The organism is Chryseobacterium sp. Chry.R1 (genome assembly GCF_039645525.1).
GTDB classification, from domain to species: Bacteria; Bacteroidota; Bacteroidia; order Flavobacteriales; family Weeksellaceae; genus Chryseobacterium; species Chryseobacterium proteolyticum.
This window is the reverse complement of sequence record NZ_CP151793.1, coordinates 1,644,200-1,669,937: the sequence shown is the minus strand read 5'-3', so window position 1 is coordinate 1,669,937 and position 25,738 is coordinate 1,644,200. Positions and strand designations below refer to the sequence as shown.

The following is a 25,738-nucleotide window of genomic DNA, read 5'->3' as shown; positions in this document are numbered from 1 at the left end:
GTTTGTTAGAACTTGAAGTTGATCAATGTGTCTTTTGTTATCCGGTTAGTAAGCTGTTTCGTCGCAATGTCAAAATCTTTGTTTTCATTGGTAACGAGGATCTCCGAGACCTCTTTATCCGGAAAATTTTCTTTCAATTTTTTGATAACAAAAGCCTTACTTTCTTCCAAATTAACTTTTTTAATATTCCTGTTAAGAATAGATTTTTTGAGTAAATACAATTCCTTTTTATAAGCTGGTAAAGAATTGATCCGTGCATCAAGTATCGGATATTCTTTGGGAAAAAGCAGATTTTTAATCAATGTAACCTGGATGGTTCTTGGAATTTTCTCTCCCAGATAACTATTTTTCACTAAAACAGTATTCGTTCCGTCTTTAAAAAAAACCTGAGCAGTGGTTTTTGTAAATGTAATATATCTTTCTTCTTTAACCGGAAGAGAAGCAAACCCAGGAAAGTTAAATGACGGATAGGGTTCTTCCAGACTTATTTTAAAAAATAATTGAAGAGGTAGAAGTATACCAAAGAATCCAAACAACAGGAGTATATTATTCTGATAGCGTTTCATCAAGGGGATTATCGTGTTTTAATGAGGGAATGTGTTTATTATGTTTGCAAATATAATTTTTTTTTCAATTCGTCGAACTAAATTGAAGCCTGTAAAACATATGTTTTACAGGCTTCAAATATTTTACATCATATTCAGCAGTCAATTAAATTGACGTTGACTTTTTAGTTCTGTTGAAAATCCAGAAAATAATTGGAAAAATAAGTAAAGTAAGTACCGTAGCTGTAATTAATCCTCCAATAATAACAATCGCCAGTGGTTTCTGAGATTCAGAACCAATACCTGTAGATAAAGCTGCAGGTAAAAGCCCTATAGAAGCCATCAAAGCGGTCATGATGACTGGTCTTGTCCTGGATTTCACTCCGGTCATTATTGCTTCATCCAATGCCAGACCATTTTTAATATTTTGGTGAAATTCACTAATAAGGATTACTCCATTCTGTATACAAATTCCCAAAAGTGCAATCATACCCACACCTGCAGAGATCCCAAAGTTCATTCTCGTTACATGAAGTGCTATGATTCCACCGATTAATGCAAACGGTACATTAGCAAGTACCAAAAGAGAATCTTTTATGTTTCCGAAGAGTATAAACAACAGGAAGAAAATCATGAGGATACTCACAGGAACTACCTGTGCCAGGCGATGAGAGGCTCTTTGCTGATTTTCAAACTGCCCGGTCCATCCTATAGAATATCCTTCTGGAAGCTCTATTTTAGCTACCTTTTTCTGAGCATCGGCAATTGTGCTTCCCAGGTCACGGTCACGGATAGAGAATTTTACACCAATGTATCGTTTGATATCATCTCTATAAATGAATGCTGCCCCATTATTCTTAACAATATTACTTATTTCCTTTAGCGGTATTTTTGCCCCATCTTGTGTAGGAACCATCAATGAAGCAATATCATTTTCATCTTTTCTATACTCCTGGGAATATCTCAATCTTATTGGAAATTTACGCTCTCCATCAAACATTTCGGAAGCTGTTTTACCTCCAAAAGCCATCTCAAGAACAGCCTGTGCGTCAGCAGGCATTACACCGTAGGCTGCCATTTTATCTCTATCCAACACCACACTTACCTCCGGCTGGCCTATATTCTTTATGATTCCCGGATCTTTTACTCCATCTACATTTTTTATTTCTTTCAGAACCTCTTCAGCCAATCGATCCAAAGTCTGAAGATTATCCCCATAAATCTTGATCCCGTTTTCGGCTTTGAAGCCGGCTACCGCCTCAGCAACATTATCAGAAATAGGCTGTGAATAATTAAATGTGATTCCCTGATAATTTCTTAGTTTATTATCAATCTCTTTGATCAGTTCATCGTATGAAATTTTCCGCTTCCATTCTTCCCGGGGTTTCAAATTTACAGCGAATTGAACAAAACCAAATCCATTAGGATCTGTTCCGTCATTACTTCTCCCAGTTTGTGCAAGAACATCCGTAACTTCCGAAAAGCTCATAATATCTTTCTTCAAAAGATCTGCGGTCTTTAAGGATTCTTTCAGAGAAGAGCTCATTGGCATTTCGGCGGTGATCCATAAAGATCCTTCATTAAGCTGTGGCAAAAATTCAGTTCCCAGAAATTTCCCCGAAAACAAAGTAACGACCAAAAATGAAATGGCAACGATTAAGCTCATCTTCTTATGTTTAAAAGTATAGCGAAATCCTTTTAAAACAATCCGGTCCCAGAAGTTCACAAAAGGATTATTTTTTTCTTTTACATTCTTATTTAAAAGGATATGGGTAAGAACGGGTACTAATGTTAAAGTAAATATTAATGCTCCTGTCAAAGCAAATCCCAATGTAAATGCCAGAGGTGAAAACATCTTACCTTCCACTTTCTGAAATGAGAAAATAGGGATCAAAGAGGTAATGATAATAAGTTTGGAAAAGAATATCGCTTTACCCAAGCCTGTTCCTGTTTGTTTTATCCATCCTCCTTTAGCCAGTTTATTGAACTTCTCCATTCCATATTTATGGGCTTTATGATCAAGCATTACAAAAATACCTTCTACCATGACGACGGCTCCATCAATAATAATCCCAAAATCCACAGCACCTAATGAAAGAAGGTTCGCACTCATTCCCGCTAGCTTCAGACATAAAAACGCAAATAATAATGACAATGGAATAATAATAGAAACAATCAACGTAGTTCTCCAATCTGCCATAAAGATCAGAACCATTACAGTAACAAGCACAATTCCTTCGATAAGGTTATGCATTACGGTACGGGTTGTGAAATCCATCAGGTTATCCCTGTCATAGAATGTAACCATCTTCACATCTTTCGGAAGAATTTTCTCATTAAGCTCTTTGATCTTGGCTTTTACACCTACCAAAACTTCACGCGGATTTTCCCCTTTTCTCATTACGACAATACCTTCCACTGTGTCTTCGTGGTTATTCAGTCCTGCCTGTCCTACTCTTGGCATTGAGCTTTCATGAACATCAGCGACATTTTTTACCAAAACAGGGTTACCGCTATCATTTTCAATCGTAATATTTCCAATATCAGCCACCGATTTAACCAAACCGATTCCCCGTACTACATAAGCCTGTCCGTTCTTTTCAATAACATCTCCTCCCACATTCAAATTGCTCTTTGTAACAGCATCGTAGACCTGAAGCGGGGTCAGGTTGTATTTATCCAATGCCCGCGGATCAATACTTAATTCAAAAACTTTATCCTGTCCACCAAAAACATTAATATCAGCCACACCTGGCACTCCCCTTAAAGCACGATCCACTACCCAGTTTTGCAAGGTTAATAGTTCCCGGGAATCTTTATTTTTACTCTCCAGTGTGTACCTGAAAATCTCACCGGTTGGTCCGTAGGGTGGTTGTACTTCGGGATCTACCGCATCAGGAAGGCTTATAGTTCGTAGTTGGTTATTAACCTGATTTCTGGCAAAAGTATCGTCCACCCCATCATCGAACAGAATCTTTACAATCGAAAGACCAAACATGGTGGTACTTCGTACACTTGTCTTTTTCTGAACCGGACTCATTGCCAATTCTATGGGTGTCGTTACAAAACGTTCTACTTCTTCTGCGCTTCGTCCGTTCCATTGGGTGATAATCACAATCTGGGTATTGGTTACATCCGGAAATGCTTCAATCGGCATGTTTTTGAAACTGATAAAACCCGAAATGGCCAAAATTGCGACCCATATGAAGGTGAACGCTTTATTTTTAAGCGAAAAAGCAATTATATTTTTAATGAATTTATTCATAATAGTTTAAATTGATGACTCGAAAAGCCGTTTAAAAAAATGACTTTGATTTAGTTATTAAGAGAACGATAAATCAGCAATTGATTCTCGGTAATTACCTGTTCCCCCTCAACTAATCCATCAGATATATATGTTGTATCACCTACTTGCTTCAAAACCTTAACTTCTTTAACCTTAAGATTAGTTCTGGATTTAAAAACCACCACAAAACTTCTGTTATCATCAAAAATAACCGCCTTGGAAGGAACCGTTAATGCCATATCATTTTCGGAAGTTGAAACTTTGATTGTTGCTTTACTATCAGGAATCAGCAGCCCGCTTGCATTGTCCAAAACAACTCTCGCCTGCATGGCGTTGGTTTGAGGATCGATAATTTTAAATATTTTATCAATTTTCCCATAAAACACCTTGTCAGGATATGACAATGTAGAAACTTCAGCCTTCATTCCAAGACTTATTTTATCAATATCCGATTCATTAACGTTCATAATTGCCCATACATTGGTTGTATTGGCTACGTCAAAAATATTATCACTCCTATCTGTTCTAAGCTGCATATCCTTATTGATATTTTTTTGAACAATGTATCCACTGATAGGAGCTAAAACATTATAGATATTTCCTTTTTTCACATTATAAACCGTACTTATCGCACTCGCTCTCTGCAGTTGGTCCTGTGCCTTTTGCAGCTGGCTCTTGGCTTCCAGAACATCTCTTTCAGTATTAAGCTTACCTTCGTACATTTCCTTGGCCACACGAAGATTGTTCTGAGCAACGACCAGATCCGTTTTTGCATCACTTACATCTTTCTGTACCTCAGCAAGCTCAGTACTTCTGATTGTCGCCAAAACCTGACCCTTCGTTACATGATCACCCAATTCCACATTGACACTTAAAACATTTCCTCCTACCAAAGGGTATACATCGATGTAACTGTTTTGATCTGCGGATATTTTACCGTAAAAATTATAATTATCCTGAATGTACTTCTTCTCAACTTTTGCAAGGACGATCGATTTAAGCATAGTATTGCTTAGTTCAAAACCTTTCGGCATTGCCACTTTCTGTTCTTCTTTTTTTGAGCAGGACAATAATGCAATGGCTACAAATAATACAATTATATATTTTTTCATTTTTTTAATAGAAGATTTTAGTTTGTACTAGCTGATTAAGTTGTTCAGCCGATTGGATGATATCATTTTTCATATCATAGATCTGAAGGGCAGTTTGTCTGTAACTTTCCATAAAGTCAGTAAACTCAATAAGGCTTACATTTCCCTTTCTGAAATTATTTAACATTCCATTATAAACAAGATCCAGATTATTGAGATCTGTTGCTTTAATTTCTGCTAATTGATCATATTGATTTTTCCATGTTCTGTACAAGGATTGCACTTTTGTTTCCAAATTGAGTTTTTGATACTCTGCATTTTTTTGGTTCTGTTGGATAGCGTAATTTGCTTTTTCAACATTTCCCTGATTGCTTTTCCATAAGGGTAATGGAATCCCTACCATTAAATTGATCTCATTTTTGAATGTTCCTCCATTCTGATCCCATCCGGCTCCCACATTAATATCCGGAACATTTAAAGATTTCTGCCATTGAGCATAGAGTTTGCTATTATCAATTAACTTCATGTTATATTGATAATCTGCATTATTCTCCAATGCTTTTCGCTTCAGATCTTCTTCATCTCCGATGGGTTGGGTAGCCAAAATTTCCCGTGCCTCAGCCTCAGAAAGCTCAGGTTCTATATCTTCCGTAATTCCGGTTAAAACTTTTAAATTTTGTTCAACATCCAGAATATTTTTATTGATTTCTACTTTGTCGTTATTTAGCTGAATTACAATACTCTGCAACCTCACTTCATCTTTAAGCGATACATTTCCCTTTGCAGACTGGACCTTATAAGCGCTCAAAAGTTCTTTCATATACCCCAATTGCTTATTGATATTTTCCAACTTTAATTTTTGGAAGTAGAGATTATAATAAGTAGTATGCAATTGTGTTTTGAGGTCAACGAGAAGTTGGGAAAATTGAAGTTGAGCCAGTTCTTTGTTAGATTTTGCAAATGCAATTTCGTTTTTCTTTTTTCCACCCATATAGATGAGCTGGGTAACCTGTGCTCCCTTTGCGTGTCCAACATCAAACACTTTCTTACCTTCAGGATTATAGGCATTGATCTGCCCGCTCAATTGTGGAAGATCCCAGATCTTAGCCTGTAAAATATCAGCATCGGCCATGTTGATATTATACTGCTGGGCCAGCAGCTGAAGGTTGTTCGTCTGGAAAGCTTTTTCGCAATCCAGAAGAGACATTTGCTGTTGTGCTGTCATGAATGAGGAAATGACAACAAACAATCCTGCAATTTTGTTCATTCTTTCAATTTTATGAAAACAAAAGTGCTAAGACATGATTAAAACGAACTTAAATGAGCCTTAAAAAAAAATTAAATTTTAGAAAATATCACACTAAACTTGTTAATATTTTCCGATGGAGAAGAGTAAATAATATCTGCACCATGGTATTCTAAAATTCTTTTTACAATCCGAAGTCCCAATCCGGAACCCGAAATATTCTGTGCATTATTCCCCCTCATAAAAGCCTCAAATAATTTCGACTGTTCATTCTCAGAAATGGTACTTCCCTGAGAAATAACATCCACAATCAGTTTTGAAGCAGTTTCAGTAATGAGAACATCTACTTCAATATTATCTGAATAAACCGCCGCATTTTTGAACAGGTTAATAAATACGATGTCCAGCAATGATTGTATTCCTTTTATAGTTAATAATGCTTGTTCTGAAGTTTCTTCAGAAATTAAAAAATCCATTTTCAGATCCGGATAACTTTTTTCTACTGTTTCGAAGGAACTGAATATAACTTCATCAATTCTTACTTCTTCATATAAACTTTGAATGTTCTCTTTGTCAAATTTAGTCAGAAGCAGCAGGGAATTAGTTAGGTCAGATAATTGATAAACATCTTTCTGAATCTGCTTTAATGAAGATAAGGTCTCCGGAGAATGCTGTTCGAACTTGATCAGATTCTCCAACTGGAATGCCATTCTTGTAATAGGCGTTCGGATCTCATGCGAGGCACTCGCCGTGAAATCTTTTTGCGATTGAAAAACATCGTTCAACCGTACAATCATGGTGTTAAATGATTGTGCTAATATACTAATTTCATCTTGTGATTGTTGTACGGGCACTTGTGTAGTTAATTTATGTGCGGTAACCTCTGAAATCTCTTTATTAAGATCTTCCAGGGGACGCAAAAACTGCCCCATAAAATAATAACTGAAAAGCCCAATGAGAAGCGTACTCATTACATAAGCCGTAACAAGCAAATATTTTAAATAAGATAATTTGGATTTCCCATTGCTGTCGTAGGCACTGGTTAGAATATAGTAGTTTTCTCCTTTTATATTTTTAAGTGCAGCATATATTTCGGGAATGGTTTTCTCGGTGTATATCGTTTTTCTTTGATCCAGCTCTTTTAATAAGGCAGCATCCCAGGTAACATTCCGGTCTTTTATTGTACTATAGATTAATTCTTTGTCTGCATTAAATATCAAGATTTTCTCATTGAGAAGGATATTATCTGCATTTTCATTGAAAAAAAGAGGAGCTTCGGCTTCGAAGTTTTTAGATTCGGAGATAAAATGAGAGGTAAACTCGAGTCTTTGGCGAAACCTTTCTTTAAATTCATCTCTTCTAAAATCATTAAAAGACATATATATAATCATCATCACTATACCAAAAAGTAGTGAGAAGGCAATACTTAAATTTAAAGCAATCTTCCTTTTTAATGACATTTATAGTGGACTTAAATAATATCCAAAGCCTGATCGGGTATGAATAAGTTTAACTTTAAAATCTTTATCGATTTTCTTTCTTAGAAAATTAATATATACCTCAACAGTATTTGTATTTGTATTAAAATTGTGTTCCCATACATTCTCCGTAATCTGTTGTTTGGATACCGTTCTTCCCTGGGCTTCTGCCAGGTAAGCTAACAATTGAAATTCTTTCAGAGTTAGGGTAATTTCGTTTCCTCCTCTATAGACTTTTTGTTCAGTCTTATTGATGATGAGATCATCAATTCTTATGATTTCCTGATCTGAAGTATCTACCGGCATTTTTCTCCTCAAAAGAGAATTTACCCTTAAAAGCAGTTCTTCAAACTGAAAAGGCTTAACAAGATAGTCGTCAGCAAGTCTTGTAAAGGCATCTTTCTTATCAGAAAGATCTCCATATGCCGAAATAATGATGATAGGTGTATTTTTATCGAATGAACGAATGGTTTGGCAAACATCCAATCCGTTTATTTTGGGAACATTAATATCCAGTAAATAGAGATCGTACGAATTATTTTTTATCTGACGAAGAAAAGTCTCACCATCATAAATCTTATCACATGAAAAATTGTTTGATTCCAAAAACTTACAAAGTTCCGCGGAAAGAATGAGGTCGTCTTCTAATAAAAGTATATTCATCAAAAAATATTTATACGAATTTAACGAAAATTTTTATGATTTTTAAGGAAAATCATCTGCAGATGATTGAAATGAAAAGCATCAGAAAAAAGAATATATTTTATTAACAGAAAATACATTAAACAAAAAAAATCCCGAAACAATTCGGGATTAAAGCCAGAGCCAACTACGGGACTTGAACCCGTGACCTCTTCCTTACCAAGGAAGCACTCTACCGCTGAGCTAAGTCGGCATTAAGCAAAAAAATCACACTTTAATAGCATGATTTTTTTTGAGCGGAAGACGGGGGTCGAACCCGCGACATTCAGCTTGGAAGGCTGACGCTCTACCAACTGAGCTACTTCCGCAATTTTGTTTCCAAAACTATTGGTAAACGCTGTGCAAACTTATAAAAAACCTTTTAAATCTGCAAGTTTTTTTTTAAATATAAAATGTGGGAAGAGCAGGATTCGAACCTGCGAAGCCGAAGCAACTGAGTTACAGTCAGTCCCATTTAGCCACTCTGGAATCTTCCCTCATGTTTATATTAAATTGAGCCTCCAGAGGGATTCGAACCCACGACCCCGAGATTACAAATCACGTGCTCTGGCCAACTGAGCTATGGAGGCAATTTAAACTGTCTGAGGCTATCCGAAGGCAATCTATCTTAAGCTGTATCAGGTTTAAAAAAAATCACGCCTTGTGGTGTGATTTTACTGAGCGGAAGACGGGGGTCGAACCCGCGACATTCAGCTTGGAAGGCTGACGCTCTACCAACTGAGCTACTTCCGCAATTTTGTTTCCAAAACTATTGGTAAACGCTGTGCAAATCTATAAAAAACCTTTTAAATCTGCAAGTTTTTTTTCAATATAAACAGTGGGAAGAGCAGGATTCGAACCTGCGAAGCCGAAGCAACTGAGTTACAGTCAGTCCCATTTAGCCACTCTGGAATCTTCCCTAGTTTATATTAAATGAGCCTCCAGAGGGATTCGAACCCACGACCCCGAGATTACAAATCACGTGCTCTGGCCAACTGAGCTATGGAGGCAATTAAAAAAAAGAATTCAAAAGATCACTGTTCCCTTTTTGCGAGTGCAAATATAGAACGGATTTTTTGAATTCTCAAATTTTTATGCGATTATTTTAAACTTTTTTTCTAAGCTGTTTCTTTTTTCTTGATTAATAGCTTCTTAGCAGTATCAACACAAAGATCCAAACTCTCTTCAAAACTTACAGCCGTCTTTTTTACTACAATATCGTCACCTGGAACCGCCAAAATAAGTTCAGCAGTTTTATTTGATTTATCCGAATTATTTTCAACCTTCAGGAAGATTTTGCACTCGTGAATTTTGTCATAAAACGTTTCAAGTTTGCTTACTTTTTTTTCGATGTGTGATTCCAATGGTTCGTGTGGAGTTAAACCAATTGATTGTACTGTGATCTTCATAATTCTTCTTTTTTAGACGCTCTAGGATGAGCCTGATTAAACACTTTTTTCAATTGTTCTATATTAGCATTCGTATACACCTGCGTACTGGCCAGACTCGAATGTCCTAATATTTTTTTTACTTTTGAGATCTCCGCCCCATTATCCAAAACGTGTGTAGCAAAGCTATGTCTTAGAATATGAGGACTTCTTTTTTGCTTCGAAGTTATAAGACTAAGGTACTTATTTACGACTACATAAACAAATTTTTCCGTGAGTTTTTTCCCCTTCTTATTAACGAAAAAACAGTTCTGAAACTCATCGAGAGGTCTTCTTAATGTTAAATAACTTCTTAATAAAACAGTCAAATCTTCAGATATGGGAACATATCTTTCTTTGTTCCCTTTACCTATAATTTTCAACTCATTTCCATCTAAGTTTACATTCTCAAATATCAAGCCACAAAGTTCGGACTTACGGATTCCGGTCTGGTACAGAACTTCTATGATACACTGATCAAGAATTTCATGCGGCTCTTCAAAAATGGTATTATTAAGCACCTCCATTTCTTCTTGTGAAATAGGAATTTGTTTTTCGGCATAAAACTTAAGAGAGGAAATACTTTCAGTGGGCGAAACAGTAATTTCACCGATCTTTAAAAGAAAAAAATAAAAACTTCGAAGAGAGGAAAGCTTTCTGTTAATACTCCTCTTGGATATATTATTTTCACTTAGTGCCACTATGAAATTCCTGACTACCCTTTTATCGGCTTTGGAAATATCATCGGAAGATTCTGTTTTGAGAAAAAAATAAGAAAAATCTTCCAGGTCTTTTTTATAGCTTGTAATAGTATGAGGTGAATACCTCTTTTCGAATTGTAAATATTCTAAAAATTTATTCAGCATCATGGATTACATATAATATAAAAAATTCACTCCTCAAATATAAGTATATTTAAGAAGTGAATTTAATATTTGTTTAAGAAAAATTTCTTAAGCTTGCTCCTCTTTGCTTAACGCTCTTTGTTTATAAGCCGCTTTTAATCTAGCTTGTCTCAAAGTTACAGAAGGCTTAACAAACTGTTGTCTCGATCTTAATTGACGAACTGTTCCAGTTTTATCAAATTTTCTTTTATATTTTTTTAGTGCTCTATCGATGGATTCACCATCTTTTACAGGAATTATTAACATACTTTACATCTCATTTTGGATTGCAAAAGTAGATATTTTTTTATTAATATGCAAAATTTATTTCTTTTAATTTAAAATAACTCATGTTTCAGAATTGCATACATTTTTCATACCTTTGGGATATACGATTTTAAAAACACAGTTTAAATAACAAAAAAACATGAAAAATTATCTATCCTTAAAAGCTTTGCCTTTAGTTTTTGCTTTGACATTTCCTGTGATAACTCATGCACAGGTTGGCATTAATACAACAAATCCCAATACTAATGCCGTATTGGATGTAAATTCGGCAAACAAAGGACTTTTACCTCCCCGGGTTGCTTTAACAGCCACCTCCCAGTCCGCTCCTCTTACTGCACATGTAGCCGGAATGGTAGTTTATAATACAGCTTCTGTAAACGGACTATCTCCTGGTCTCTATTTAAATGACGGAACAAAATGGGGCCAATTGAATGTAGTTTCAGAAACGGAAGGTACCGTATTGACTAAAGTAAAATACAGAGGTCGAAATCTTGACACCAATGGATATGATAAACCAACACTCAAGGTTCCTTCTATGAATATGGAGTTCAGATTTGCAACAACTTCCGGATCTACTTATCTTGAAGTAAGATTACTGTCAGCACCTGCAGCTACGATCACCTACTATGCAAATGAGCTATGGTTTGGAAACAGTACAAATGGAGGTAAACAATCAGTTACCTTTACTACAGCAAATTGGGACACGTGGTCCAGAAGTCTTTCCAATGGGGTTTGGAATAATTCATGGGGATATCAATATCAGATCTCCACAGGCAGCGGTGTAGTACCGGGAAGTAATGACTTATTAGCAGGAAATTTTTATGGCTTTAATAATTATGGAAATGGTGCAGGCCCGGATAATGAGATGTATGTACTCGCATTTGAACAGTATTAATCTTATAACATTATTAAAATATATTACAGTGCCGGAAAAATTTCCGGCACTTCTCATACAATAGAGTTTATGCAATATGAACTTTATTTAAACAAAAAGTAGTATCTTTGCACTCACTTTATTCATGGGGTTGACTGGTTTCGACAGCAAGATCAATGGGTAAGTAAGCATGCAGAGAACCGTAGCGCGATCTCTGTAATCCCTTGCTACAAAATTTTAACTGGCAACGAAGAGTTCGCTCTTGCAGCTTAATATCGAAGTTTAGTAGATTCAAGCGCTTTCCCGAAGATTTTAGTAGGGAAGCAAGATATTCCACAAATGCTCTGTTCTGCGGCGTTTGATCCTGGGATATAGGAATGCAGAAATAAGGTTTTAGATGCTTCGGCTAAAACTCGAAAACCTCAGAAGATAAGCTGGAAGTTGGGTGTCTGCTCTCTGCCTCCAGTCGAAAACCAATAGTAGAATAAGCATGTAGAAAGCTTATGTATTGCTTGTTTGGACGAGGGTTCGAATCCCTCCAACTCCACCAAAAACCCTGTAATCAACTGATTTACAGGGTTTTTTATTTTTAGGTGCTGTTTTAGGTGCTAATTTCAAATTATTTTTTCTTTCATCTTTATTTACGGAAATCGATTAAAAGATTAACATCTATCTATTCAAAATTATACAATGTAGATTTAAAAAATTCACGGTTCATCTTTAAAATCTGCACTTTAATAATTTTACATATTTTCTAAGCAAAGAATACAAACAATTAAGCTAGTATAATTTTTTCTTGATACGCAGTATTCAGCTCGTGAGTTTTGTTTACGATTTGAAATCACTTAGAAACTTATTTGTAGTATTAAATAATAAATATACATATATGCTAAAAGTCCAATCGGAATTATCCAGTTAAGAATATTTATAATAATCAATGTACGTCTTTGACGTTTTAATTCCTTATTAATTTCCTTTGTCGAGTTTCTAATCGTCTCAGATAATTTAGATGCATCTTTCCTTGTTTCGAATAATTGCAAATAATTTTTTTTATTAGTCATAATTATCGACAACGCCTTTAATTGATTTATAATAAAAAAATGCATTAACAATGCGAACATAAAAGATGCTAAAAGAATAAAAAGATTTTTATCTTGAATAATGTTAGTTGTATCGACATTTGTATATACTAGCAATATAGATGCTGGAATTGCTATTAATTTTGTTTGTGAATCATTAATTACACTTCTAATATTTTTATGAAAATCAGAAACCGCATTATCAAGCTCTATCTTTAATTTGGCGTGGGCTCCTTTTTTATATTAACATTTGTTACAATAATCACAAAATTTCAGCTTAGACGGTATCCGGCTTTTCGTAAGTGCTTGTTTTAGCAAGTACTATTAACTGTTATTTTTATAAGTTATAACATTCTCCCTAAATAAATATGCTTCAGACGAACCTAAATCAACCATTCGGTTTAAAATCCATACATAGTCATCAATTAGTGTTTTGTCGCTTTTGATTTTTGAAATGTGATTGTAGAAAAGTCCTTTAATCATTCTATCTGATGAAACTGATGTCAAAGATAACGAACTGATAGGATTTGATTTAAAAACATCTGTCAGCCAACTGATACCTTCTGGTAAAAATTCTTTTCCTCCAATTGTTGAAAACACATTTATTACTGACAAAGCATTATTTTTTCCTTTTTCAAGAAATATTTTTTTGTAGAAATCTTTCTTGCCACATAAAACATTCCAGTTCTTTTCGTTGGGATTGCTTTGATAGTCCCAGAGCAAATATCTAATGTCCAACAGAAGCTTTTTGATTAGGGGTGAAACTTTCAGCAAACTGATTTATATTTTTTCTAAAGAAATCAAAAATTCAGCAGGAATATATTTTTGATTTGTTCCAGGTTTAATTGACATATTTGTTATTCTTATGGGAAATAGACAACTTAGATAACTCTTGGTAGATACTTTCTTCGAAATCATTAGGTTTGATAATGACTGCCCTCGAAAATGTTCCTTTGTCAAATTGGCATTATATTCATTTTCCATCACCTCAATAATTGTGGTGTCCTGAAAACCTGGATTAATAATATGATTATCTTTCAAAAATCGGTGAATTCTAATAAGTACGATTTTTGATCTACAACAAGTAGGTTGTGATTTTAATCTATGAATTCTTGTCTTTCAAAATATTCAGTGAAATTCTTAGAGTAGATTTTCTAAGTTAGAAAAATGCTATTTGAAATGAAAAAGTAATTTTTTTCATCATTTGTGTTTTTTAATTCTCTCTTTTATGAGAGGCTTTTAATAAAAGTTGAAATAAAAAAACCTTGACCAAATTTGGTAAAGGTTGAATTGTAGTTTTATATTAAGTAAGAAATTTATATAATTAAAACAGGAAAGCATAATGGATTAATTCATATAAATTAAGATATGTAATGTTGAATATAATTTATTTTATTCTTGTCTGTCAAATATTTGAATATGATATCCCTCATCAGAAGGATAATATAATTCTAACTTTTTATCCTTGAGTATAAAGTGATGGTCACCTCCAATTCCAGGGCACTCACTAGCCTCCAATCTGAAAACTTTGTCTGGATTTCGTTTCTTTTTAAAATAGTATTTTCCTACTGACTTATTTTCTATCATTTCTTTCCAATTGCCAGTACATAAATCACGATTAGATATAAAGGTTCCATCTTTTTTTAGAGTTAGAAACATATTGCTTTCAACTTTATGTGGAATTAAAGAGGAACGCATAGCATAAGCATCATCACTATTTACCACACTCATAAGTTTCCAATTTCCTGTTACTGCATTTCTATAAGATTTACAATTTATTAATGAGAAAAGAATAAATATTAAAAATAAATATTTCATAAGATAATTATTTAAATTTTATCCATTTTTTAAAAAAACAAAAAATGACCCACGACGAGCTTAATATAATTAGAATTGCTCTAACTAAATTATCAATTCTTTCATTTCGTGCTGTAAAAAACTCTGCAGATAAATAAAATATAATTACACATAATAAAACAAAAATGTAATTAAATCGAATAATTTTATTTTTAAATAAATAAAAAATGATAATTAAGTAAATGAATACGTATATGAACAAATAAATTATAAGAATGGCAAAAAGCCAATAGATGCTTATAAAAACGTCCATTATATCATTATGTATAATGTTAAAATCTATATTAAAAATTACTACTATCAATATGAGTAAAATAGATAATAAAGCAACTTTTAATATTTCCTTAATTATTTGCATCCTAATGAACTTAATGATTTATTTCCTTTTATATAATCCTTTATCTTAACCCAATCTGGTCTGTATGTTTTTGGCGGCATGATTGTAGCTCCATTTTCTCCACCTCCATTATCTTTTACAAATTTCTTTAGCTTAGTTTGCATTCCCTTCCAAAGTTCATCAGCTCCATTAAAAGCAGGATTCTTTTCTGGTGGAAATGCATTAAAAATAGGTAAATTTACTCTATCAACACCTCTTGTGTAAATATACATATCTTGACCTGACATATAATAACTAAAGAATCTATTACCAGACACTGGATGTTCACTATCCCATGGACTTGTAATTGTTGTAAATACCCACGCATTAGTACTCACTCCAGAGCATATTACTGTACCGTTATTATGACCTACTATTACTGGAATATAAATACTGATGAGTGCATTTAAAGGATTTGCTTAATTCCACAATGCAGTATCATTAACCACTAAGTTTGTATCTACAACAGGCGTAAACTTTTCCGCGAAATTAAGATGTAGCCTGAAATAATCAAAAAATTCCTTTGGTGTAAATTTTTGAGTAGTACCAGGCTTATTGGCTAAATTAGATATTTTAACAGAAAATAAGTCCATATTTAATGATTTACCCTTTGCATTATCTAAATTTTGAGAGGCTTTTGATAAAAGTTGAAATAAAAACCTTTACCAATTTGGTAAAGGTCAATTGTAGTTTTATATTAAGTAAGATAATTATATAATTAAAACAGGAAAGCACAGTGGGTTACTTCATATTAATCTAGATATCCAAAAAATAATTTATTTAATTAGATTCTTATAAAATCCTTCAATTATATTTCCTTTTTCCTTTATTTTTTTATCCGAATTTAGAATACCCATTGCAAAGCTTGCTCCAATTGGTGTATACCCTAGATTTAAACAAGCTTTATTAATTAAAGTTGCTTTTAATATAGCAGCATAAGGGTCTGGTAATTTATTATGTTCCTTATAATTCTCTATAATTGTTAAATATTTAGGATTATTAAGTTCATTATTAATTTTATCAGCATCAGCTTTTGTTTTTACTTTTTTTAACTTTAGTGACTCTTTCATATATGACAGTTTATAGAGACTCATTTCAAAATTATTTTCTAATTGAATTGTATCTGTCTTATAATTAATCATTGCTTCTTTTGTTAAATGAGAAATATCCCTTATAATTGAATACTCATTTATATTTTTCTTTTTATAAATTGAAATACTAAATCTATCTATTGGGTAATGGTCTGTTGTTAATGGAATGCTATCAAGACTTTCTAATTTTACCACTAAATAATCTGGTTGTTTTTCAGCTATATCCCATATTTTATAATGACCTTTATACTTATTTATATCAATTTCATCAAAAGATTGCAGAGAAAATGTTGTTGATGTGTATAATGTGTCATGAGATTGTTTATAAACGTGCATTTCATCAGGACCAATAAAATAATAAGGCTCTTTAAATAATTGTGAATTTATTGAATAAAATAGGCCTAATAAAAAAAAATAAAAAAACTTTTTCATAAGAATCGTACTTAGTTAAAATATTTATTAAAAATATACCAATTTACTAGTCCCAAAATTCCAACTATCAGTAGACAAAAGAAATCTATTTGAGTATTAAAAAATATAATTGCAACATTATAAATTAAAAGTAAATATAAAACTTGTAGGGATATTGTATTACTGAACTTTCTAATTATAAAAAATAAACAAATATATAAAGGTAAATAAACGCTTAAACCTATAATTAATACTTCATATAAAGCAAAATAATAAAAATAAAATTTTAATGTTGAACTTACGAAATTTAAAGGATTAATAAGAATTAAACTATCGTATTCTTTATTCGACGAATTAACAATTATTCCAAAAAATATTTGAAGAATATTTTTTGTGAAAATAAAAACAATTGTTGCTAATAATAACTTAGGTACATTTTCAATAAATTTCATAGACTGAAGAGTTAAGGGCATCCTAAACTTGATATAGGGGCATTATTTTTTAAATAGTTTTTAATCTTCGCATAAGCAGGCCTATATGTTTTTGGCTCTAACTTATTTGCCAATCCTCCATTTTGAGGTGAATTAATATAATTCTCTAATTTAGTCTGCATACCTTTCCATAATTCATCTGCTTTTGAAAAAGCAAAGTTTTGAGTTAAATATGTAATGGTTGCATTACCTATTGGCTTTGTAAATCTATCAACTCCTCTTGTGTAAAGATACATAAAACCATTATTATCTATAAATAACCAAATAATCTATTTCCACTTACAGGGTGCAAGCCATCTAAATGCAATGGTGCTTGAATTGTTGTGAAAACCCAAGCCTGAGAATTGTAGCCTGAACAAATTACAGTTCCATTATCACCAGGGATTTCAATATGAATTAAAGCTCCTAATGGATTGTTTGAAAACCAGAGGGCTGTATCATTTATCCCATATGAGGTATTTACAATAGGGGTGAAACTTTCAGCAAACTGATTTATATTTTTTCTAAAGAAGTCAAAAAACTCGGAAGGAGTATACTTTTGATTTGTTCCTGGTTTAATTGGCATATTTGTTATTCTTATGGGAAATAGATCCATATTGATGTTTGAACCTGAAGCTAGGTCTAGATTTTGTATTGTAAATTCATCCTGATACCAATTTGTATTACTATTTATACTTTTCAGTTTGTCTTTTATACTTTGGGGAATAGGATGGTTAGCTACGTTTTTCCAATCATCTAATTCACCACAAGGAATATCCACGAGTAAGTTAGGGTTTTGTGTTAGAGCATTATCTAGATCCTTTAATCTTGTTTTAAGTTGTTCCCAACTAGTATCAGGATTTTGAATAAGAAACTCAAGTGCCCAACTTACAAATTTATCTTTCTCTATGCCAGACATGGATGCATTTGCCGGATCCCTGTACCAACCTGCCAGTTGATTCAGCTTTTCAGTAAGAAAAGCATCACCACCGTTAATTTTAAAATAGCCTTTTATTGTTAAAAAAGTGTAAAGATAAGCACTCAGCATACTCACTTTTGGATTTAAGGTCAGTAGGTAAGCTTGAAGCTGAATATTAAGCTGTCTATTTTCTTGACATTGAACATCATTAGCTTCACATACGTTATATGCTTCTCCAAAATTTTGAAATATAAATGTGTTATAAAGATTTTCAGGAAGCGTGGTATTTCCTCCTCCCGTAATTCCACCTCCTCCAGAACCTCCTCCATTAGAGCCTCCAGGACTTGTTCCAGGATTTGAACCTCCAGGAACTGTTCCTGATGGAACACAATGGGTATCATCTACAGACATTACAATAATCTGGGGTGCTGATGCTCCTGTTAGTTCGCATTGACTTGGATTAGTATGATGGTCAGAACTTACACAAGGAATAACTTCATAATTTACAACTAAACATCCTATATATTCAGAGTAAGTATATCCACTTCCTTTATTTGAATTATTTGAGCCAACATTAAGATCATTAATTTTGTAAATACTTACTTTCCCCTTAATATCTTCAGGTTTAGCAGCATTTTGGAAAGTTTGTACTTCCTGCTTTGAAAGATGATATTGAATAAGGAAACCCGAATAACTTCCATCAGTTTTTTTTCTTATTACAAGGTTTTCAATATCCTGAGAAGGGGAGATTCTATTAACCTCGAATGTGTATGTAGTAGTGCCACTTTTTTCTATCACTCCAGCATAATCTGTCATAATAACTGCTCCATCTAAAATAGGATCATTACTTTTGTTTTTAGGATTAGCTCTAAAAAGTTGCGTTTGTATTCCTGAAAGCTTTGACCAGAGCACTTCATCTTTTTTTATCTCTCCTCCATTGATTACATAATTCTTAGAAGTGTTGTTTTGAGATTCCTGATCAACATACAGACTTTCCTGCCTACATCCAAAGAATAAAAATACTGAAATCATCAGTAATAGAAATTTGATTTTTTTCATCCGTTTTAATTATTAATTTTAAAATCTTGCAAATTTAACCTTTTTTAGCATTCATTAAATTCACTTTAAAAAGATTTAAATGAATTACATCATGATTTTAGTCGCTAATTTTCAAATTTTTACATTTTATATAATACAAATATATTATAGCGTAGCGACGGAACTTGTCGTGTTAAATTTATAATTCAAATAATACAATAGAGGCCGGAAATCTTTGCTATATGAATAGTGTTTTGAGAGATTCTGATTATAATGGCGAGGCTTTTTAGTAATGCAACGGGAAAGGTGTCAAGTTTAATACCTGATATTAACAGATTAGATAATTCTTTGTATTTCCCTTATAATTATTCCAAATATTTAATTAATTTTATAGTTATTTGTATTTTGAATTATTAAAATTAATTTAATAAAGATTTTCATTTTTTTTATTTCCACAAAAGCTAATAAAACCGAAACATCATAAAATTAAACATATAAATTATGAAAATTAAACAATTATTTTATCTGGGAATCTTTATGCTTTCCATTTCCCTGGGGAAAGCACAGGATTTTTTTACTACTATTAGTGAAAGATCCATTAAAGCAGATCCTAAAAGCAGAACGGTACAACCTGAAAAGTTCCTTACGTACAGCCTGGATGTCAATGGCATAAAGAGCTATTTCAGTACTGTTCCTGAACTAAAAGACAATGACCCTAAAGACAAAGCACCTATCATTGTCCTTCCAATGCCAGATGGTACAAAAGCAAAATTTAAAATCTGGAAATCTTCAGTGATGGCTCCCGAACTTGCTCAGAAGTTTCCACAGTTGGTTACCTTTACAGGGCAAGGAGTTGACGATCAATACGCTACTATAAAGCTGGATTTTACAGAGCTTGGATTTCATGCTCAGATAAAATCGATTGTAAATGGAGATACTTACATTGATCCTTACTCAAAAAACAATATCAACAATTATATCATTTATAAAAAAAGTGATCTGATTGACAGAAAACCAAGAACTTGTGCAACCAAAGACGAAGATATTGTTCCCGAAAAAAAAAGCGTACAAAAAAGCGTTACTCCAAGCGTAGGTACTCAAATTAGAATTTTCAGATTTGCAGTAGCCTGTACCGGTGAGTATGCCCAAGCTGCAACAGGATTAACATCTCCCACGGTTGCTCAAACTCTTTCAGCTATTGTTACCTCAGTAAACAGGGTAAACGGAGTATACGAACAAGAGGTTGCGGTAAGGCTCATATTAATTCCCAATGAAACTAATATCATCTTTACAAATCCAACAACAGATCCTTTTACAGGTAATGATGACGCATATACTTTGATTGATGAAAGCCAGGCTCAGATTGATACATTAATAGGCAATGCCAATTATGATATAGGACATACTTTCAGTACCGGAGGTGGTGGACTTGCCGGATTAGGAGTAATATGCAGTACAGGAAATAAAGGAAGCGGAATTACCGGATCTTCTAATCCTGTAGGAGATCCGTATGATATAGACTATGTTGCTCACGAAGTAGGACATCAGTTTGGAGGGCCACATACATTCAATGCAACAACAGGAAGTTGCGCGGGTAATCGAAGCGCTTCCAATGCTGTTGAACCGGGAAGTGGTGTTACCATCATGGCTTATGCCGGTATTTGTGGGGCAACCAATAATCTGGCACCCAATAGTATTCCTACTTTTCATACCAAATCATTTCAATCAATCACTACAAAAGTTCAATCGACAAGCTGTCAGGTAACAACTCCGGTTACCAACACAGCACCTGTTGTGAATGCAGGGAACGATTACACAATTCCCAAAGGAACTCCGTTTAAATTAACAGGTTCTGCTACAGACGCGCAGAATAACGCACTTGCTTATTCATGGGAACAAAATGATGTAGGACCGGCAGGAAACTGGAATGCACCAACAGGTAATGCTGCTATATTCAGATCATTTTTACCGGTAACAGTTCCATACAGATACTTTCCAAAACTTACAGACGTAATCAACAACGTTACCACCAAAGGGGAAATCCTGCCTTCGTATGGAAGAACTATGGAATTCAGATTAACAGTAAGGGATAATAACGCAGGCTGTGCCGGAGTTGCTAATGATGACGCCATTATAACAGTAGATGGAAATTCTGGTCCGTTCACTGTTACAGCACCTATGACAGCCGTAAACTGGACAGGTAACTCCACCCAGACCATTACCTGGAACGTAGCAAACACGACCGCTGCTCCCGTGAGCTGCGCTAATGTAAGTATTTTACTTTCAACAGACGGAGGTCTTACTTACCCAACGACGATCGTTGCTTCTACCGCTAACGATGGTACAGAAACAATTACTATTCCTAATGTAAATACAACACAAGCGAGAATTATGGTTGCGGGCCAAGGTAATGTATTTTATAATATCAATCCCGTAAACTTTACCATTACTCAGAATCTGGCTGTCAATGAAGTAAATGGAACCAAAGATGCATTTGTAGTGTATCCTAATCCAAGTAAAGGAATTCTAAATATCAGGTTTACCAACTCTAATGAAAATTATGACATCATGATATATGATACGAGTGGAAGACTGGCATTCAGTCAATTGAACAATACATTAAATGCTGGTAAAATCGGCACTTTCAATTTAACTCACCTGATGACAGGAGATTATCTTATTAAGATTAAAACCAAAAACATAGAGAAAACCGTGAAATGGGTTAAAGAATAAAAAGATCTTACTCTGAGCTTAGTATAAAAGGTTGTTTTCATTGTAAAACAACCTTTTGCATTAAAAAAATAACTGGTATTTAATTCCGGTGATTACTAACTAAAAAGGCCTGAGTCAATTAGATTCAGGCTTTCTATCTTAAAATCCGCCAATTTTACTCGGCGATAATCCATACTGTTTTTTAAATGCAAATGAGAAGTGAGAAAGATCTTCAAAACCGAGATCCATATAGATATCCGAAGCCATTCTTCCTTTTTCAGCAAGAAGGTAATGTGCCTCCTGAAGTCTTTTTTGCAAGAGCCATTTTCCAGGAGTTTTTCCAAATATCTTTTCAAAATCCCGTTTAAAGGTAGCCAGGCTTCGTCCTGTGAGATAAGCAAAGCGGTCGAGATTTACATTAAAATGATAATTTTTACTCATGAACGCTTCAATATCTATTTTTCCAGGCTCATTAAAATCAAATAGAACATCTTTTAATTCTGGATTTGCCTGAAGTAACAGAAGAATTGCTTCTTTAATTTTGAGTTCGACCATGCGCGGATCTGAAAGCTGACCGGACTTCTGGTACATCATCAGAGCATCCATATATGTTTTCAGTTGAGGGCTGGAGTCAAACACAACTAAAGAGTTCGTAGAACATTTTTTTCAGAAGCCACATCATAAGCAAGACTGAAATCCTGCAAGGTCTGCTGGTCCAGATGAATGGATAATGATTGGAATTCACCACCGGGAGGGGGTTGTTTCGTAAACTTTAAAAGTTGATTGCGCTTCAGAAAACGTATAGAACCTTTTTCAGACCGGTAGTCATGGACCCCATCACTTAAAATTAAATCTCCGGCAACCTGATAGCTGATTACATGATCGGATACAAAATGCTCTCCCTGCCTGCTCAACTGAACATAACAGGAATACACAATATTTCCGTAATCTTGTCTTGTGGTTTTCATTCCATTACAAATATAATAAAGGATCTTCAGAATAAATTAATAAATAAGTGCAAGTATTTCTCTTGCACTTATTGAAGATTTGGACATTAATTCAAACGAATTCCTTTTTTAGCTAAAAACTGTTTCCCTTCTTCCGAATGCAACACATTTACCGCTTCATCATGATCGGTTGAAATACTTACATCGCGCCATTGTTCAAATTCTTTCTTCCTGTTTTGATCTGCACTTTGAAGGATAGCTGCAGCTTCACTTCCTAAAACCAAATGCATGGGTGGTGAAGGATGATCAACCAGGTCAACCATTACTTTTGCAGCCTTTGCCGGATCACCCATCGGAAGAAATTTTCCGGAAGTTAAATATTCTTTGATGCTGCCTACTGTTTCTTCATAACCCTCCACATCTTTAGCAAAACTCATAGAAGCTCCGGCCCAATCAGTTCTGAATCCTCCGGGCTCAATAGAAGTCACTTTAATTCCTAAAGGCAAAACTTCCTTGCTTAGAGACTCTGAAAAACCAGCGAGACCAAATTTTGCCGCCTGGTAAATAGACAAGCCAGCATTCCCTACTCTTCCTCCTACTGAGCTTATTTGCAAAATATGTCCGGATCGTTGCTTACGCATATAAGGCAATACTGCTCTTGTCACCTCAATAGGTGCAAATAAGTTAACTTCCAGCTGGCTTCTCACCTGCTCATCGGTAAACGCTTCTGCAGCTCCTGTAATTCCAAAACCGGCATTATTCACTAAAATATCAATTCTTCCAAAATGATCAACCGCTTCCTTAACCGCTGAATAAATCTGCTCCTTTACCTGAAAATCAAGTTTTACTAATAATAATTGTGAAGAGTATTCCTCTAATAAACCTTTTAATATTTCGGGGTTTCTGGCTGTAGCCACCACGTAATCTCCATGTAATAATACTGCTTCCAAAAGACTTTTTCCAAGACCTTTTGAACTTCCTGTTATAAACCAAACTTTTTTCATTGTTTTTTATTTTAAATTTTATTGAGACAAAGTTCCGCCAAACCGGATAACATTCGTTTTGTTAAAAAGCTCAAATGCACTTTGTTAAAACAATCATTTATTCCCATTTCCATTGCATGTATTTTTGTGCTATTATTCAGCTGAAATGAACTAGTTATCTACACCTCCCCTCAATAAATTTGTATCATTAAATAATGTAAATACAAAATCATGAGTAAAACAATTTTTATTACAGGAGCATCCAAAGGGTTTGGAAAATTATGGGCAGAAGCACTTTTAGAACGCGGAGATAATGTGGCAGCCACTGCCAGGAATATTTCTGCCTTGGATGATCTTAAAAAAAAATATGGAGATCAGATTCTCCCATTAAAACTGGACGTAAACAACCGTCAGGATGTTTTTGATACTGTAAATACTATAGAAAAACACTTCGGAAGTATTGACGTTCTGATCAACAATGCCGGCTTTGGATTATTTGGGACAGTAGAAGAAACTACAGAACAACAAGCCAGAGAACAAATGGAGACTAATTTCTTCGGTTCACTATGGGTAACCCAGGCTGTATTACCAGTAATGAGAAAACAGAAAAGTGGTCACATCATTCAGATTTCCAGCTTCCTAGGCTTGACTACATTACCTTTACTGGGTCTCTATAATGCTTCTAAATTCGCAATTGAAGGATTAACGGAAACTATAGGAACGGAAACAGCCCATCTGGGAATCAAAACGACATTAATAGAGCCCAACGGATATGCTACAGACTGGGCAGGAGCTTCGGCGGTACAAACTCCATCTGATATTTTCGATTACAACCCTGTAAGAGAAGAATTCGCCAAATCCGGAGATAATCCTGACATCTGGGGAAAACCAAAAGCTACAATACAACCTATAGTAGATATTATTGATTCCGTAAACCCACCAAAACGTTTACTGCTTGGCAAAATAGCATACCACACAATGAATCAGGTATACAGAGACCGCCTTGAAGATATTGAAAACTGGAAAGAAGTGAGCGTTAGGGCACACGGCTACTAATAATATATTGTACCTCTTAATTGACAAATTCAATAATCTGCAGATAGATCCTGTCTGCAGATTATTGTAAATTAGTTTTTTGAAATCTGATGAAACATTATAATACTCTTACCGAACTTCATTCAGAAAGCAACTGGGAAGCTCCACAGCACCCTCTTTTGGGCATCGTGGGATGCTTATCCGGATGCACGATGGGAAACCGGGAGTTCACCACAGATTGTTACATGGTCGCCTTCAAGAAAATCAAATCCGGAATTTTTATGTACGGACGTACACCTTATGATCATGACAATGGCTGTCTTTTTTTTACAAAACCAAGGCAGGTCATTGAGATGAGAGACCTGGAGTTCGAGGAACAAGGATTCATGTTGCTCATCCATGAAGACTATCTTAAAGGACATGAGCTGCATAAAGCTATTGAACAATACAGCTATTTTGATTACGAAGTTACTGAAGCCCTTCACCTTTCTCCAAAGGAAGAGCAAAATATCATTGAACTTCATGATAAGATTAATAATGAATATAGAAATAACCCTGATGAATACAGCAGAGAGATTATATTAAGCCACCTTTCAACAATTCTGAAATACGCACAACGGTATTATAAAAGACAGTTTATAGAACGGGAACAGATCACCGGAAAAATGGCATCAAGATTTAATGATGCTCTAAAAAATTATATCCATAATGGCCATTTAAAAAAGGATAGCGGACTACCCAATGTCACCCAATTGGCCAGCCAGCTTTCTGTTTCCCCCAGATACCTGAGTGATCTTCTAAAACAGGAAACAGGTAAAACAGCCATGGAACTAATCCACATCTTTTTGATTTCAGAAGCTAAAAACCTTTTAAGACTGGGTGAAAAAGGCGTTTCAGAAATTGCCTATGAATTAGGATTTGAAAATGCATCTTATTTTACCCGCCTTTTTAAAAAGCAAACCGGAATGAAGCCTTTAGAATTTAAAAAACTGCAGATTAATTAATCTCAACTATTCTATA

General features: G+C 34.3%; 23 protein-coding genes, 7 tRNA genes and 1 other RNA gene. 5 read left to right on the top strand and 26 right to left on the bottom strand.

Features of this window, described 5'->3' with window-relative positions; genetic code table 11:
- Positions 1–5: 5 nt before the first annotated feature.
- The 16 genes from AAEU33_RS07735 to rpsU form a co-directional block, all read right to left on the bottom strand.
- A complete protein-coding gene (locus AAEU33_RS07735; RefSeq protein ID WP_345991837.1) occupies positions 6–566 on the bottom strand; it encodes a hypothetical protein in 561 nt (186 codons plus the stop codon).
- A gap of 145 nt (positions 567–711) precedes the next feature.
- Positions 712–3,810, bottom strand: a complete 3,099-nt coding sequence (locus AAEU33_RS07730) for a CusA/CzcA family heavy metal efflux RND transporter (protein ID WP_273649597.1) — start codon at positions 3,808–3,810, stop codon at positions 712–714.
- A 50-nt stretch (positions 3,811–3,860) separates the two neighbouring features.
- Positions 3,861–4,943: an efflux RND transporter periplasmic adaptor subunit gene (locus AAEU33_RS07725; protein WP_345991835.1), complete on the bottom strand. Its 1,083-nt coding sequence runs from the start codon at positions 4,941–4,943 to the stop codon at positions 3,861–3,863.
- 4 nt (positions 4,944–4,947) lie between these two features.
- Entirely contained in the window at positions 4,948–6,189 is a 1,242-nt protein-coding gene (locus tag AAEU33_RS07720; protein ID WP_172280685.1) for a TolC family protein, read from the bottom strand.
- Between the two features lie 71 nt (positions 6,190–6,260).
- Complete coding sequence (locus AAEU33_RS07715) at positions 6,261–7,628, bottom strand: ATP-binding protein (RefSeq protein WP_273649603.1); 1,368 nt, start codon at positions 7,626–7,628, stop codon at positions 6,261–6,263.
- Positions 7,629–8,309, bottom strand: coding sequence for a response regulator transcription factor (locus AAEU33_RS07710; RefSeq protein WP_172280689.1), 681 nt, complete (start codon positions 8,307–8,309; stop codon positions 7,629–7,631).
- A 160-nt stretch (positions 8,310–8,469) separates the two neighbouring features.
- Positions 8,470–8,541 (bottom strand) — tRNA-Thr (locus tag AAEU33_RS07705).
- Positions 8,542–8,583: 42 nt separating this feature from the next.
- Positions 8,584–8,656: transfer RNA gene (locus AAEU33_RS07700), tRNA-Gly, on the bottom strand.
- Between the two features lie 87 nt (positions 8,657–8,743).
- Positions 8,744–8,824: transfer RNA gene (locus AAEU33_RS07695), tRNA-Tyr, on the bottom strand.
- 19 nt (positions 8,825–8,843) lie between these two features.
- Positions 8,844–8,917, bottom strand: a tRNA-Thr gene (locus tag AAEU33_RS07690).
- 90 nt (positions 8,918–9,007) lie between these two features.
- Positions 9,008–9,080, bottom strand: a tRNA-Gly gene (locus tag AAEU33_RS07685).
- An 86-nt stretch (positions 9,081–9,166) separates the two neighbouring features.
- Positions 9,167–9,247: transfer RNA gene (locus tag AAEU33_RS07680), tRNA-Tyr, on the bottom strand.
- Positions 9,248–9,263: 16 nt separating this feature from the next.
- Positions 9,264–9,337: transfer RNA gene (locus AAEU33_RS07675), tRNA-Thr, on the bottom strand.
- 108 nt (positions 9,338–9,445) lie between these two features.
- Complete coding sequence (locus AAEU33_RS07670; RefSeq protein ID WP_172280691.1) at positions 9,446–9,736, bottom strand: HPF/RaiA family ribosome-associated protein; 291 nt, start codon at positions 9,734–9,736, stop codon at positions 9,446–9,448.
- Positions 9,733–10,620: a tyrosine-type recombinase/integrase gene (locus tag AAEU33_RS07665; protein ID WP_345992754.1), complete on the bottom strand. Its 888-nt coding sequence runs from the start codon at positions 10,618–10,620 to the stop codon at positions 9,733–9,735. Before AAEU33_RS07665 ends, AAEU33_RS07670 begins: the two co-directional genes overlap by 4 nt.
- Before the next feature lie 87 nt (positions 10,621–10,707).
- Entirely contained in the window at positions 10,708–10,905 is a 198-nt protein-coding gene (rpsU, locus tag AAEU33_RS07660) for a 30S ribosomal protein S21 (RefSeq protein ID WP_172280693.1), read from the bottom strand.
- Positions 10,906–11,065: 160 nt separating this feature from the next.
- On the opposite strand from rpsU, the gene AAEU33_RS07655 reads away from it, so the two are divergent.
- Both AAEU33_RS07655 and ssrA read left to right on the top strand, forming a co-directional pair.
- Entirely contained in the window at positions 11,066–11,821 is a 756-nt protein-coding gene (locus AAEU33_RS07655; protein WP_345991831.1) for a hypothetical protein, read from the top strand.
- 126 nt (positions 11,822–11,947) lie between these two features.
- Positions 11,948–12,350: a transfer-messenger RNA gene (ssrA, locus tag AAEU33_RS07650) on the top strand.
- A gap of 853 nt (positions 12,351–13,203) precedes the next feature.
- Here ssrA and AAEU33_RS07645 read toward each other — a convergent pair.
- The 7 genes from AAEU33_RS07645 to AAEU33_RS07615 all read right to left on the bottom strand — a co-directional run bounded on the left by AAEU33_RS07645 (position 13,204) and on the right by AAEU33_RS07615 (position 19,062).
- Positions 13,204–13,617, bottom strand: coding sequence for a hypothetical protein (locus tag AAEU33_RS07645; RefSeq protein WP_345991829.1), 414 nt, complete (start codon positions 13,615–13,617; stop codon positions 13,204–13,206).
- Positions 13,618–14,271: 654 nt separating this feature from the next.
- A complete protein-coding gene (locus AAEU33_RS07640; RefSeq protein ID WP_345991828.1) occupies positions 14,272–14,697 on the bottom strand; it encodes a hypothetical protein in 426 nt (141 codons plus the stop codon).
- A gap of 387 nt (positions 14,698–15,084) precedes the next feature.
- The gene (locus AAEU33_RS07635; RefSeq protein WP_345991826.1) at positions 15,085–15,450 is read right to left on the bottom strand and encodes a hypothetical protein; all 366 of its coding nucleotides are present in this window, start codon (positions 15,448–15,450) and stop codon (positions 15,085–15,087) included.
- Positions 15,451–15,531: 81 nt separating this feature from the next.
- Positions 15,532–15,705 (bottom strand): hypothetical protein, encoded by a 174-nt coding sequence (locus AAEU33_RS07630; protein WP_345991825.1) that lies wholly within the window; start codon positions 15,703–15,705, stop codon positions 15,532–15,534.
- A 183-nt stretch (positions 15,706–15,888) separates the two neighbouring features.
- A complete protein-coding gene (locus AAEU33_RS07625) occupies positions 15,889–16,635 on the bottom strand; it encodes a hypothetical protein (RefSeq protein ID WP_345991823.1) in 747 nt (248 codons plus the stop codon).
- Positions 16,636–17,077: 442 nt separating this feature from the next.
- On the bottom strand, positions 17,078–17,341 hold the full coding sequence (locus tag AAEU33_RS07620; RefSeq protein ID WP_345991822.1) for a hypothetical protein: 264 nt from the start codon (positions 17,339–17,341) through the stop codon (positions 17,078–17,080).
- Positions 17,342–17,355: 14 nt separating this feature from the next.
- The gene (locus tag AAEU33_RS07615) at positions 17,356–19,062 is read right to left on the bottom strand and encodes a hypothetical protein (RefSeq protein ID WP_345991820.1); all 1,707 of its coding nucleotides are present in this window, start codon (positions 19,060–19,062) and stop codon (positions 17,356–17,358) included.
- Between the two features lie 480 nt (positions 19,063–19,542).
- On the opposite strand from AAEU33_RS07615, the gene AAEU33_RS07610 reads away from it, so the two are divergent.
- On the top strand, positions 19,543–21,774 hold the full coding sequence (locus tag AAEU33_RS07610) for a reprolysin-like metallopeptidase (protein WP_345991818.1): 2,232 nt from the start codon (positions 19,543–19,545) through the stop codon (positions 21,772–21,774).
- Positions 21,775–21,912: 138 nt separating this feature from the next.
- Here the strand turns inward: AAEU33_RS07610 and AAEU33_RS07605 are convergent, their stop codons facing one another.
- The 3 genes from AAEU33_RS07605 to AAEU33_RS07595 all read right to left on the bottom strand — a co-directional run bounded on the left by AAEU33_RS07605 (position 21,913) and on the right by AAEU33_RS07595 (position 23,704).
- A complete protein-coding gene (locus tag AAEU33_RS07605; RefSeq protein ID WP_345991817.1) occupies positions 21,913–22,392 on the bottom strand; it encodes an AraC family transcriptional regulator in 480 nt (159 codons plus the stop codon).
- 2 nt (positions 22,393–22,394) lie between these two features.
- Complete coding sequence (locus AAEU33_RS07600) at positions 22,395–22,721, bottom strand: hypothetical protein (RefSeq protein WP_345991815.1); 327 nt, start codon at positions 22,719–22,721, stop codon at positions 22,395–22,397.
- An 86-nt stretch (positions 22,722–22,807) separates the two neighbouring features.
- On the bottom strand, positions 22,808–23,704 hold the full coding sequence (locus tag AAEU33_RS07595) for an oxidoreductase (RefSeq protein ID WP_345991814.1): 897 nt from the start codon (positions 23,702–23,704) through the stop codon (positions 22,808–22,810).
- Positions 23,705–23,914: 210 nt separating this feature from the next.
- Between AAEU33_RS07595 and AAEU33_RS07590 the strand changes: the two genes are divergently transcribed.
- The gene (locus tag AAEU33_RS07590) at positions 23,915–24,739 is read left to right on the top strand and encodes an SDR family NAD(P)-dependent oxidoreductase (protein ID WP_345991812.1); all 825 of its coding nucleotides are present in this window, start codon (positions 23,915–23,917) and stop codon (positions 24,737–24,739) included.
- A gap of 89 nt (positions 24,740–24,828) precedes the next feature.
- Positions 24,829–25,722 carry a response regulator transcription factor gene (locus AAEU33_RS07585; RefSeq protein WP_172280705.1) on the top strand — a complete coding sequence of 298 codons (894 nt, stop codon included), beginning with the start codon at positions 24,829–24,831 and terminating at the stop codon, positions 25,720–25,722.
- Positions 25,723–25,738 lie beyond the last annotated feature (16 nt).

What these genes read in the sequence shown, in the direction of transcription:
- AAEU33_RS07735 (WP_345991837.1), bottom strand. Translation starts at nt 566, where the DNA reads ATGAAACGCTATCAGAATAATATACTCCTGTTGTTTGGATTCTTTGGT.
- AAEU33_RS07730 (WP_273649597.1), bottom strand. Translation starts at nt 3,810, where the DNA reads ATGAATAAATTCATTAAAAATATAATTGCTTTTTCGCTTAAAAATAAA.
- AAEU33_RS07725 (WP_345991835.1), bottom strand. Translation starts at nt 4,943, where the DNA reads ATGAAAAAATATATAATTGTATTATTTGTAGCCATTGCATTATTGTCC.
- AAEU33_RS07720 (WP_172280685.1), bottom strand. Translation starts at nt 6,189, where the DNA reads ATGAACAAAATTGCAGGATTGTTTGTTGTCATTTCCTCATTCATGACA.
- AAEU33_RS07715 (WP_273649603.1), bottom strand. Translation starts at nt 7,628, where the DNA reads ATGTCATTAAAAAGGAAGATTGCTTTAAATTTAAGTATTGCCTTCTCA.
- AAEU33_RS07710 (WP_172280689.1), bottom strand. Translation starts at nt 8,309, where the DNA reads ATGAATATACTTTTATTAGAAGACGACCTCATTCTTTCCGCGGAACTT.
- AAEU33_RS07670 (WP_172280691.1), bottom strand. Translation starts at nt 9,736, where the DNA reads ATGAAGATCACAGTACAATCAATTGGTTTAACTCCACACGAACCATTG.
- AAEU33_RS07665 (WP_345992754.1), bottom strand. Translation starts at nt 10,620, where the DNA reads ATGCTGAATAAATTTTTAGAATATTTACAATTCGAAAAGAGGTATTCA.
- rpsU (WP_172280693.1), bottom strand. Translation starts at nt 10,905, where the DNA reads ATGTTAATAATTCCTGTAAAAGATGGTGAATCCATCGATAGAGCACTA.
- AAEU33_RS07655 (WP_345991831.1), top strand. Translation starts at nt 11,066, where the DNA reads ATGAAAAATTATCTATCCTTAAAAGCTTTGCCTTTAGTTTTTGCTTTG.
- AAEU33_RS07640 (WP_345991828.1), bottom strand. Translation starts at nt 14,697, where the DNA reads ATGAAATATTTATTTTTAATATTTATTCTTTTCTCATTAATAAATTGT.
- AAEU33_RS07630 (WP_345991825.1), bottom strand. Translation starts at nt 15,705, where the DNA reads ATGGACTTATTTTCTGTTAAAATATCTAATTTAGCCAATAAGCCTGGT.
- AAEU33_RS07625 (WP_345991823.1), bottom strand. Translation starts at nt 16,635, where the DNA reads ATGAAAAAGTTTTTTTATTTTTTTTTATTAGGCCTATTTTATTCAATA.
- AAEU33_RS07620 (WP_345991822.1), bottom strand. Translation starts at nt 17,341, where the DNA reads ATGTATCTTTACACAAGAGGAGTTGATAGATTTACAAAGCCAATAGGT.
- AAEU33_RS07615 (WP_345991820.1), bottom strand. Translation starts at nt 19,062, where the DNA reads ATGAAAAAAATCAAATTTCTATTACTGATGATTTCAGTATTTTTATTC.
- AAEU33_RS07610 (WP_345991818.1), top strand. Translation starts at nt 19,543, where the DNA reads ATGAAAATTAAACAATTATTTTATCTGGGAATCTTTATGCTTTCCATT.
- AAEU33_RS07600 (WP_345991815.1), bottom strand. Translation starts at nt 22,721, where the DNA reads ATGAAAACCACAAGACAAGATTACGGAAATATTGTGTATTCCTGTTAT.
- AAEU33_RS07595 (WP_345991814.1), bottom strand. Translation starts at nt 23,704, where the DNA reads ATGAAAAAAGTTTGGTTTATAACAGGAAGTTCAAAAGGTCTTGGAAAA.
- AAEU33_RS07590 (WP_345991812.1), top strand. Translation starts at nt 23,915, where the DNA reads ATGAGTAAAACAATTTTTATTACAGGAGCATCCAAAGGGTTTGGAAAA.
- AAEU33_RS07585 (WP_172280705.1), top strand. Translation starts at nt 24,829, where the DNA reads ATGAAACATTATAATACTCTTACCGAACTTCATTCAGAAAGCAACTGG.